General features: G+C 56.9%; 2 protein-coding genes. One reads left to right on the top strand and one right to left on the bottom strand.

The window, feature by feature from the left end; all coding sequences use genetic code 11:
• Positions 1-1183 precede the first annotated feature (1183 nt).
• A complete protein-coding gene (locus JZY06_RS04715) occupies positions 1184-11107 on the top strand; it encodes a hypothetical protein (protein ID WP_207118682.1) in 9924 nt (3307 codons plus the stop codon).
• 561 nt (positions 11108-11668) lie between these two features.
• Here the strand turns inward: JZY06_RS04715 and bcp are convergent.
• Positions 11669-12163 carry a thioredoxin-dependent thiol peroxidase gene (bcp, locus tag JZY06_RS04720; protein ID WP_207118684.1) on the bottom strand — a complete coding sequence of 165 codons (495 nt, stop codon included), beginning with the start codon at positions 12161-12163 and terminating at the stop codon, positions 11669-11671.
• Positions 12164-12252: the final 89 nt, after the last annotated feature.

The raw sequence follows: 12252 nt of genomic DNA on the forward strand, positions 1-12252 counted from the left end.
TCTCGACTGCCCGCCGAGAGTTAGCAGCACGCCCGATCCACCCTCCTGATGCGGAAGGCGGGAAAAGAACGTCTGTTTTCAAACGACGGGGTGTTTCCCTCTGGTGGGAGTAGAGGCGTCAACGCCGGTCAATCCGTCCTGTCAAAAGCGGTCGAATGATCGGTGCGGCTCGCAGCACAACAGGCGCGTCGTCTGTGGCACACCACATGGTTGACGCCGCGGTGTGGTCGACGATGCGGTCAGGGCAGATGAACACCCCTCCGCTTCCAGCCTGCAGACTGAAAGTTTCTCGATGTGATGTACCGGGTAGCGGCAGGCGCGCGGGAGCACCTGCCCGGAAGCGGGAATCCCAACCAGCGGTCATGGGTTCCCGGCCGGTCACGGGTGATGCCGCGACATACCGCGAGTCGCCGCCGGGGAGCGCGCCGGGGCAGGCGGGGCGTTTCCTGACAGCCGACAAAGTGGATGGCTGCTCCTGGCCTGCCGGAAGCGGGGGGAAGTGGGGCCGCGGATTGCCGGGGCGGCTGCTGGCTACTGCGGGCAAGTTGTGGCCGAGGCCAGCATCGATTGGGAACGGTTCGGAAAAACCCGTGCGGGGCATCCGTGAGTCCGGCTGCACTCGGGTGATGCGTACCGATGGCGTGTGTCCTGGGGCAATCACCACGGGTGCGTCAAGGGGGCTCGGCAGTAAAAAAGACTGGCCACAGTTGTGGCTCATGATGGAGCTGCCATGGGCACACCGCTATCGGCTGCCGCAGGGTTAAAAAAAGAATTAAAAAAATTAAAAAGTCTGTACCGGGGGTAGGTGGGGGTGCTATTTGGGGTTTAAAGTCTTGGGGTGGTGAATATTTCGTGCACAGTTTATCCGATGAGGGTGCTTTGCGGAATGATTATATATGTGCAGTTGAGCCGTCATGAAAACGGTTTCCACTGTGGTCGACACCTTGACTGGAAGTGTTTTGCACGGGAATCAATCTGAATTTGTGATACCAATACGCAGCGTATTTTCATCTGTTCAAAAGCTGTATCAAAGATTAAAGGCACCCCCCAAGGGGGGAGTTGTTCGGTTTGTGGAACAAGAAAGCCGTGGTCGGGGACCTGCCGTCGCAGATACGTCGTGACGTGGTTTGTTGTCGCTGGAAGAGGCAATAAACTGTGGAACGTTGATAGGCAGGGTTGAACCGTGCTGCAAAAGATTCCGCGTGACCGTTCCACCGGTGATCGGGGATCTGCTGCAGGAGGATACATTTCACCACCTGCTGTTAGTTTGAATGAGGAGAAAATCGTGTCAAGCCCCAAAAATATAGATGCAGGATCGCTAGGAAAGCGACTTCTTTGTCTGCTCACGGCTGCTGTCGTGGCGGTTGCTGGAATGGTGACCGGGATTGTTCCCGGGGCGGGCGCGCTGATGCCCCGGGCTCACGCCGCTTCGAGTTTCGCAGACTCTAACGGTTCGGGGCTGAAGTTGGTCCTTGGTGAGGGCGGACAGACCTACGGGCAGATTTATTGGATTGACTGGACAGCCCTGAATGAAGGGAATCTTCTCCAAAGGCTAACTGACAATGAGGTGGTTTCCTTAGAGTTCAACTTCGGAAACGCCGCCACGCTTACCGCGGACCTGGACTTTAAGGAAAGCACGCAACTCGAAGGAAAAACCACGAGAGGGGGAGCCAAACCCCTCAAGGGTGCGCATCCGCATCTTTACGGCGGCTTCGGGGCCCCGCAGATTATTACGGACAACCGAAATGCACAACCATGGGCGTACCGCTACCCGAACCGCAAAAAGTTGTACCCGGATCCCTCGTACACCGATGCGGGTCCGCTGAACTATTACTACAAAACCCCGGAAGGTACAGCTGTTGCGCTGGGTTTTGACCCCAAAGTTGATTATTCCCCCGACTACTCGCTGAACGTGAACCTGAAAAATATTAATGTCAGGTCATCGGGGGGCGGGGGCCAGGACTATACCGTTGTATTCAGTGATGCCGAGCAGTTTTCCGATAAGAAAAAAGATGAGTTCGGTATCGAGGTCGGGGAGAACGACCCGTACAAGCCATACAAGTTCGGCCTGTTGAAAACAGCCAATGCGACACCGGAAAATAAAAAAGTAACCGCTCTTGATGATGTCTCCTGTGGGGGTTTCGGGGAACGAAAAGTTACCTGTCGTGTGTCGCCGCAGGGGAGGCCTGCGCCTGCTGCGGTGATGTTAGCTGCATTTAAGCCGACGTCTTTCCGGGCGTTCATGAAAGGCGATAAGCCCAACAACATGGCAATTGGTTTCGTACTGCCATTTTCAAGTGGTACAACGATTGTTGATCATGTGGATGCTGCAACCGGACGGGAAGTTGATGAAAAGACAGAGTTCGATCTGTCAATTAAAGCATCGCGTGACGATGAGGCTGAAACATTTGGTGTCACAGACGGACCCGGTAAGCCTGTGGTCGGAACCCGGGAATCTCTTCAGGTGTCCAACGAGCCGATCACCTGGAAATCATCGGCCAGGAAGCCCATACACAAGAATTACTACCCGGAGTGGACTTGTCACGCATACAGTTATCCCACCGATCCGGCTGTGGTCACAGCCGACAAACTCGGACAGTTCACTGAGAGGGAAGTTGTTGTCAGTGAGGAACGTGATTTCGGCGACGATGCGTACAGCTCCACCGTGCAAATTGTAAAAGACCCGAGCGTGGCCTATTACTCCTGTGACGTTGTCTGGCATGCCTTTGAGTTGAAGCCCCCGTCACTGGAAAAGATCACTTCCGGCGAAAAAGACACCGGTATCAAAGTCTCGGGGATCGGTGACTATGCGGAAAAAGTTACGGTCACGGTCGACGATAAACAAGTCGTTCTGACCAGGGCTGACGACGGTTGGATGACTCCGGACGGTGACTTCCGGGTGACGACCAATGAGGATGGAACTGTCGAGCTGGAAATTGTGGAAAGCGCCCGCAAGAAGTACGACAAGAAGGTCTTTAAAGCGACGCAAGACAGGTTCATCGACAACCGTGACCTCACCAGCGACGATTCGAATGAGGTAGTTCTTGACACGGTTCCGGACAATCAGATTTCTGTGGTTGATCCGGCAATAACGCCAGTGCTTGATCCGCAGAGGTTGACCGACGCTGAAAAAGCGGCTGTCAAAAAAGCGATCGAGGATGCCAATGCAGGCAATTTCCCGCCGGAGACCACCGTCAAGGTTGGCGATAAAGGTAAGGTGACCATCACTTACCCGGATGACACCCGCAATGAGCTGGCCCCGGAAAAGACCATCACGCCTATTCCGCTGGCCACTCCCACCGTTCCTGAGACTCCCGCGGCAGGTACCAGAGAAATTGAGATCGGTCGTGGTGACGGTACTCCTTATCGAAAAGGTGACAAGGTCACCCTCACCATCACGGATGCTGACGGCAAAAATCCGCGAACCATTGAAAAAGATATTAGTGAGACCGATGTCGTCAATGGCAAAGTGGTCATTCAGGTCACCGACAACGACGGCAAGCCCCTGCAGCCCGGTCAGAGAATCCAGGCCAAAAACGAGCGCGGGTCACTCGGTGCTACCAACAGTGACGTTGGGGTTGTGCCCCACATGCCGACTCCGGTGTTGAAACAGCCGGAAGTTGGGGACACTGTTGCGAAAATCGCGAAGCCTGCGGAGGGTACTCCTGAGTATAAGGCCGGTGACAGCATTACCATCACTGTGACAAATGAAGATGGTAAGGAAGTTGCCGTCACGCTTCCGAATTTGAGCACCGCTCAGGCCGAAAAAGCCAATCGCGGTGAACTTACCATTTCCTTGGTTGACGATGATGGCGAGCCTTTTGTTGTCAGTCCCAGCGCGACGATGACAGTTTCTGCTCAACGCAGCGAGACAACAAAAAAAGGGGAAAACAAAATTACCAAGCCCTTGGCTAGGCCTGTGGTACCCGAAGTCACATCCGGCGCCGAAGACGGTAAAGGTCTCCCGATTAGGATCACACCTGAGCAAGGTAAAAAATTCCGCCCCGGTGATGTCGTTGAGATTTTCGTGACCAAACCCGATGGTGATGGAGCTGTCAAGGTTCAGCACACAATTACCGAAGACGAAGAAGGCGGTTTCGATTTTGTTCCGCTCAAGCCGCTTGAACCGGAAACGACTGTAAAAGCGGACAACACCCGCGCTAACGGCAACATCCGTAAAGAGGGAAAAGAAGAAATAGTTCCTGCTCTGGTGAAACCCCAGATCACCAATCCTGACTTTGGTGAAAAACGGTCGGTTATTTTGAGCAAGGCCAACGGATCCCCTGATTTTGTTGCAGGTGACACGATTGAAATAACCACCCCGCTGTTTGATGATGAGGGGCAGCCGATCGTCGAAGATGGTGTTCCGGTCCACGGCGTATTGGGGGAGATTGCTCTCACCGCCGAGAACGCGAAGGCTGCCAATGAGGGTGGTGTCAAAATGGAGATCGGGGATATCTTTCCCGGTCAAACGATCACCGTCTTGGCTGTCCGTGCTTCTACTCTGAGCATCGGAAAATCTCAGACTGCACCGGACTTGGCCGCACCGCACGTCGAGCCGATCAAAGCCGGGCAAACTTCGGTGAAGATTCGGCCGGAAGACAATGAGCACGCCCCGTACAGGGAGGGCGATATTGTCAAGATCACAGAGACGATCCCGTCCAATGACCCGGATGCGGAATCGGGAAACAAGCCGCGCTATCACACGATCACCAAAGCTGAAGCTGACAAGGGGTTCTTTACCTATACTCCCGAGAAGCCTTTCGAACCGGGATCAAAGGTTTCGGTTTTCAACTCCAGGCATCAGCTTTACCGCGATGGCAACACAGTTGAGGTTCTTGCACTGTCTGCGCCGGTTCTTGCCCCGATCGATTTCGGCAAAGATGTGAACGTGACGGTCAGGCCGGTTGCGGACTCGGAGAAATACCAGACCGGCGACTCAATAACAGTGACCGTCGTCGACGCAGAGGGTAACCCTGTCAAGGACGACAACGGCCAGCCGCGGAAAGAGACAATCAAGATCACTGATGAGAATCGTAAAGCCGCCAATGATGCCGACAAAGGCCTCACCTTCAAATTCGGGGAGATAAAGCCGGGCGAGACTCTGCGTGTCTCCAATACCCGCGGAACCAGGGAGACGACAGGCAACGATCGGACGGCGCCGAAGTTGGCGACACCGGTGATTGTCTCCGCCAAGGCCGGCGATACGGCAGTCGAGGTCAATGACACAACCAACGACAAGGTTTTCTACCGTCTTGGTGACGAAGTCACCATTGTGGTGGAAAAAGCTAATAAAGAGAAAGTGACCTACAGTCACACAATCGATAAGAACGATATTGCGGAAAGGATTGATCACAACACCTTCACTTTCGAGCTGAAAGACAAGGAAGGTAACCCGGTGAAACTTGAGCCGGGCGATACACTGGTTCCGACCAATAAAGCCAATGACTTCGAGGCTCAGGGAGATCGGGTAAAGATCCCGGACCTGACGACACCGCATATTGCCGACGTTGAGGTGGGTGACGAAGCCACCACGGTTGCCCGTGAAGAAGGGGCGCCGAAGTTTGTGGCAGGCGATGAGATCGCTGTTACTGTCACGTATCCAGATGGCACTAAGGACACGTTCACCCGCACTCTCAAAACCGCCCAGGAGATTGAGGCCGCCAACGATCCCAGCCGCGGTGTGACAGTTCCGGTCGATAAACTCGGCCCGGAGGCGACCGTTAAGGTCTCTGTGTCCCGCAACGGAACACAGTCGAAAGATGGTAACTCGGTCGAAACAAAGCCGCTTTTCGCTCCGAAGCTGGCGCAGCCGAGTGCTGGAGATACTGCAGTCCGTGTTAAACCCGCAGCTGATAAACCCTTCCGTGAAGGGGATGAGCTGGAATTCACCATTGGTGACAGGACCATCACGCACGAGATCTCCAAGAAAGGCTTGGAGAAGACAGACCCCGACGGCTTCTTCCCTGTCGAACTTGTTGACGGTGAGAACGTGATCATGCTTGCTCCGGGTGACACCATCACGGTGAAAAACACCCGGAAAGGTTTCTTCACAGAAGCCGATTCCAAGTCGATCGCCGAACTCGCGGTGCCCCACATCAATGACATCGAGGTTGGCGACAAGTCTGTCACGGTGACAAAAGCCGACGGATCGCCCGACTACGTGAAAAACGACATTATTGAGATCGTGAAAGCCGACGAGAACGGGAAACCTGTTCCCGACGGTGAGGGCTTCCCCGTCGTGGTGGCTCTGAAGCGCCTCGAAAACGACGATGAGGTCAAACGAGCCAATAGTGGCTCCGGTATCACCATCGATGTTGAGAAACTGGCCCCTGACACCCATCTGTTTGTCGAGACGACGCGTGGCCCCGCAATCAACGAGGGAAATCGGGTTTCCACCAAACCTCTTGCCGCACCGGTTGTGCAACAGCCTGCGGCCGGGGACCGGTTCGTCAGGATCGGCCGCACCGGAGATACTCCCTACCGCGCCGGTGATGTGGTCAAGGTCAAGGTCAATGGTAAGCAGACAATCGAGCATGAAGTCAGTGCCACCGACATTGCGGGTTTTGCCACGAATGGCTTCTTCGAGCTGAATCTTCCCGAAGATCAGGTTCTCTCCCCGGACGACAAAGTCACAGTGACAAATAACCGTTCCGGTTTCACAGGCGGCTCTGATGAAAAGCGTATTCCTGCGCTGGTCAATCCGGTCATCGATCCTATTGAGGTCGGAACCCAAACCGTCACTGTTAAAAAGGCTGATCAGTCGCCGGACTACGTCATTGATGATGTGATCCGTGTGGCGAAGCTTGATGCTGAAGGCAACCCCGTCGTCATAGACGGCAAGGAAGTCGTCTTCGAGAAGAAGATCACCAACCAGGCTGAGGCCGACCAGGCCAACAGTCCCAAAGGCATCACAGTTGATGTCAACGGCATCGGTCCGAATACGGTTCTCGAAGTCGCGGCAACCCGTGGCGGAGCCACCAATACGAACAACCGGGTCGCTACCCAGCCTTTGGCAGCCCCGGATGTTCCAGCGGTGAAAGCTGGAACTGGCCCCATCGCCATCACTCCCGTCAAGGATGATGAAGGAAATGTGGTGGCTCCGTTCCGGGAGAACGATGTCATTGAAGTGACATTCAGCTACCCTGCGTCCGACAATGGCAAGCCCCGTACCGAAACAGTGCCGCACACAGTCACCAAAGAAGAGGCCGAATCCGGCATCGTTGAGGTGACGCCGAACACCGGCCTTGAACCGGGTTCGACTGTGCGCGCAACCAACACCCGGCTTGGCGGTACCTACGAGTCAGCCTCCGATGTTGAAACTGTCGCCCCGCTCGCAGTACCGGCGGTCACGAGACCGGACTTCGGTGAAAACCAGTCCGTCACCGTCGGCAAGGCCCCCAACTCGCCTGATTTTGTGGAGGGCGACATTGTTAGGGTGACGGTCAAGGGTGTTGCCGGTCAGCCGGACCGTGTGGAAGAACGGACCCTCACCGGTGCTGATGTTCAAGCCGCCAATGACGGCACATTTGTTGTCGAGTTGGACAAGATTGCTCCCGAGCAGAAGATTTCGGTCACCGCCACGCGTGGAACCAGCACCAAGGGCGGCAACGAGGCTGTTGCTCCGGGACTCGCCACGCCCGTGGTCCCGGAATTGACTGCAGGCAATGACGTCACCATCACCGCTCATCCCACAGCGGACTTCCGTGAGGGGGATGTGGTGACTGTGACTGTCACGAATCCCGACAAGTCAGTACAGACAATCGAACACACCATCACCGCTGAGGAAGCCAAAGCCAACGCTTTCACCCTTGAGCAGGGAGAAGGAACGGACCGGATCAACACTCCGCTTGCGGCCGGTTCGAAAGTCCAGGCCACCAACAGGCGTTCCGGCTTCGAACGTATCGGCAAAGAACAGTCGCTTGAACCGCTGACCACTCCGGTGATCAACCAGCCGGAGGTCAACGACCGCCAGCTGGTGGTTGGCAGAAAGCCGGATGCCCCGGCATATGTCGCCGGTGACAAGATTGTGGTGACCGTGGGTGGCCAAACCTACGAGAAAACTCTCGAATCACCTGCAGATATTGACGCCGCCAATAACGCCACGCTGACGATTCCGCTTGATAAAGCTGTTGCTCCCGGTGATACGGCCACTGTCCGTGTGACCCGTGACGGCTCAACCAACAAGGGTGATGATCAACTCGTTCCAAAGCTTGCCGCACCGGCGATTGAAGGCGCGGTCGAGGCCGGTCAGCGTCGTGTTCCCGTGGTGGTCAACGACACCATTGAGTTTCGGCAGGGCGACGTTATCAAGGTGACCGTCACAGACAAGGATGGCGGCAAGGTAGTCGAAGAGCATGAAGTGACGGCCGAGGAAGCCGCAGCCGGCAGACTCACGGTCATGCTTGACCGGGCTTTGCAGCCGGAAGATACCGTTTCCGTTGACAACACCCGCGGCGATGACTTCTCAACGGGCGGTAACTCGGCTGTTGTTCCGAAGCCGAAGCCACTGGCTGAACCTGTGATCGCCGTGCCGATCAGCAAGGGGGACAAGTCCGTCCTGTTGACCCCCGCAGACAAACTGAACGCTCCCTTCCAGCCCGGCGATGTCATTCGGGTGACCATCGGGGACAAGAGCTACGAGCATGAGGTCACACCGGATGAGGCCCGGACCGGCTCGGTCGTCATCACCCCCGAGATTCCGCTCGCAGCCGGTGACACCGTGGCACCGGTCAACACCCGGGCAGGCATGGACGAGGTTCCCGGACAACCCGAGTCCGTTCCCTACCCCCTGGCACAACCGTTGATCACCAGCAGTCCCCTCGTCGATGACAATGAAATCGTCGTGACGCCGGTTGACCCCGAGATTGCTTTCCGTGAAGGCGATGTCCTGGTGATCACCGTCAATGAGACACCGGTTGAGCATGTCATTTCTGAACAGGAAGCCAAAACAGGTGAGGTTGCATTAACCACTGGCACGTCCTTCGCGGACGGTGATGTCATCAGCGTCACCAATACCCGTGGCGATGACTCAGTCCGGGGCAATACTGTTACGGTTCAGGGAAAGAAGGCAATCCCCCCGATTGCTGTTCCGAAGATCATCACCGATCCCGGTGTTGACACCACGGAGCTGACTGTCCAACCCGCAAAAGACAATTTCATCGAAGGTGAAATCATCACCGTCACCATCGACGGCAAAGCGTACGAGCACACGGTGACCGCGGAAGACGCGGAATCCGGAGTTGTCACCGTCACGGTCGATCCGATGAAACCCGGTCAGAGGGCATCCGTGAGCAATACGCGACAGGGATTCGCGCCGGTCAACGGCAACGATGTCACAGTCGACGTGCCACTGGCACGCCCCCTGATCACCACAGTTCCGGTCGACGGCACTGACGCTGTCACCATCACTCCGGTGGAAGGGGAACAGTTCGTGGCTGGGGACACACTGGTGATCACGCAATCCAACGGTGATCCGATCAACCATGTCATTACCGCTGAAGAAGCGGCGGATGGCAGCGTCTATGTGGAAACCTCGGAACTTACTTACGGCGATACCGTGACAGTCGCGAACACCCGTGGCGAGGGCAATACCGAGGACACCAAGCGCCTCGGCAATACAGTCACGGTTGCGTACCCGCCGCTGGCCCGGCCGGTGATCACCACCGACCCCGTTGCCGGAACGCAACAACTGTCCGTCGAGACGGCCCCCGGGCAGAGGCTCCTCAAAGGTGACCTCATCACGATCACCATCGGTGATAAAAAATACGGGCACGAGGTCACTGAACAGGATGTCAAAAAGGCGGCCATTGTCATTGACGTTGCAGCCATGTCCCCGGGACAGATGGCCACGGTGACCAACAGTCGCGGCGAGCAGACTATCGGTGGAAATAAAGTGGAAGTACCGGTACAGCCTCTGGCCACGCCGTACATCACCACGACCGTTACCGAAGGAACCAGTGTGCTAACGGTTGTTCCCGCCGATGACAAGCCCTTTGTTGCAGGGGATACGCTCACAGTCATCGTCGGCGACACAACCCACACCCACGTGGTGTCTCTGGAAGAAGCCGATGCTGACTCCGCGACGATCCCGATTGACCCGATGGAACCGGGTGACTCGGCCACTGTCACCAACTCCCGGGACGGTCTTGCGGAGACCGAGGGCAACACGGTGTCCGTGCCGAAGCAGATTCCGTTGGCGACGCCGAAGATTGTCACTGATCCGGTCATCGACACCTCTGAACTGGAGGTTGTTCCGGATGGTGACGAACCCTTCAACGCCGGTGACACGATTGTGATCACTATCGGTGACAAGCGCTACATCCATGTTGTGACGGGGGCCGAAGCTGAAGCCGGTTCCGTGCGCATCGGAGTCGATCCGATGGCTGCGGAGCAGACTGCAGTTGTGTTCAACTCCCGTCCCGGTGTCCCGCAGGTCGACGGCAATCAGGTGTCGACCCCCAAGCCTGAGCCGCTGCCGTTGGCGAAACCGAAGATTGTCACCGATGTCAAAAATGGCACTGCGAAGTTGGAGATTGTTCCGGCTGATTCAGCGGTCCCGTTCGTGGTGGGTGACGTTTTGACGATCACTGCCCAGGGACACGTATTCACGCACATCGTGACTGCGGCTGAAGCGGCAGTCAACAGTGTTGTGTTCGCCCTTCCGCAAGGCATGACGGCCGGCGACAAAGCCAGTGTCATCAACTCCAGGGCAGATAAGGTTGTCGACGGCAACGAGGTCGAGGTCCCGGTTGAAAAGCCGGAACCGAAACCCGCACCGAAACGGGAAGAATCCTCGTCCGCCGGATCTGTGCTCCCCTGGTTGATCGGTGTCCCGCTGGTGGGCGGAGGTATCGCATGGATGGCCCAGCAGTTCGGCCACCAGGCCCCTGCCCCCGCTCCGGTGGCTCCCGAGACTGCCCCCGCGCCGGAAGCACCGGCAAAAGGCATTGTCAAAGATGCCCCGATTGACCGCGACAAGCCGGTCACCGGGATACTCGCCCAGACAGGCGCCAACGTGCTCGGCCTGGGAATCATTGCCCTGCTGATGGTGATCGTCGGCGCGCTGTTGATCATCCGCCGCCGCACGTCCACCGACGGGGTGTGAAAGCCAGTGACAACTCAATAATGGGCAGGTGGGCCGGGTGAAAACCCGGCCCACCGCCGGCGGGCCGTCTGCCCTCCCAAGGAAAACACTGAGGTGATTTCCGGGAAAGAGCAGAAGGCCCGCTTTCTTTTTTCGCGCGCAGACCTCGAAGTTCACGGCTCTTGCCCACCGGAATCGGCGCTGCCCCGACAAAGCCCCACACGGCACCCCCTTGCCTGAACCGGTGACAGGGCGCGCCACCACTTCGTCGTCGGTCCGGCGCAGAAAAAACACAGGCTCCGGGGCCTTCGGCGCAACAGACACGGCCCAACCGGTGAGCTGGTGGGGAGTCACTCATGGTCGGCAGCACCATCATGAGCCGGGTCCGGCGGCGGTGGTTGACTCTTTGCGGCGCAGTTTTAATCCCGGGGTCCCACACCTGGCCGGAGTGCGGGCTGTGCGGGGTTGGTGCACAATTCAAAAAAAGACCGCAGCCTGTATTCGGCTGCGGTCTTTGTTGCCCCGGGCGTGTGCGGCCCAATTTTTTCCGGAGCGTGGTGGACCCACCACCACTTTTGGCTTCTATGAGTTGTCGTCAACCCCCAGAGTCTTTAACACACGGGCCACATGGCCGGTGGCCTTGACGTTGTACATGGCGTGCTCGATGACACCTTCTTTGTCGATGACGAACGTGGAGCGGATAACACCCTGAACAACCCTGCCGTAGTTCTTCTTCTCGCCGAAAGCACCCCAGGCCGCCATGGTTTGTTTGGTCGGGTCACTGAGCAAAGTGAAACCCAGACTGTGGTTGGCGTTGAAGGACTCCAGTTTTTCCGGCTTGTCGGGGGAGACCCCGACCACTGTGTAGCCGTGGCCGGTCAAAGCCGACAGATTATCCCGGAAGTCACAGGACTCTTTCGTGCAGCCGGGGGTTTCGGCCTTCGGGTAGAAATAGACGATGACGCGTTCACCGGTGTGGTCGGCCAGAGTGAAGCTGTTGCCCTGCTGGTCAACAAGAACCAGATCGGGGGCTTTGTCGCCCGGTTGAAGGCGGATGGTTTCTTGTGTCTCGCTCATGGGGCAAGTCTAGTGGGTCGATGGAAATCCGCGTTTTGTTGCGTATCCTTCCCGACCACGCTATAGTTCCACCTCGGACTTAAAAAGGA

The organism is Corynebacterium mendelii, assembly GCF_017307055.1.
GTDB lineage: Bacteria > Actinomycetota > Actinomycetes > Mycobacteriales > Mycobacteriaceae > Corynebacterium > Corynebacterium mendelii.

Coding starts and splice junctions, on each gene's coding strand:
- bcp (WP_207118684.1), bottom strand. CDS start 12,163: ATGAGCGAGACACAAGAAACCATCCGCCTTCAACCGGGCGACAAAGCC.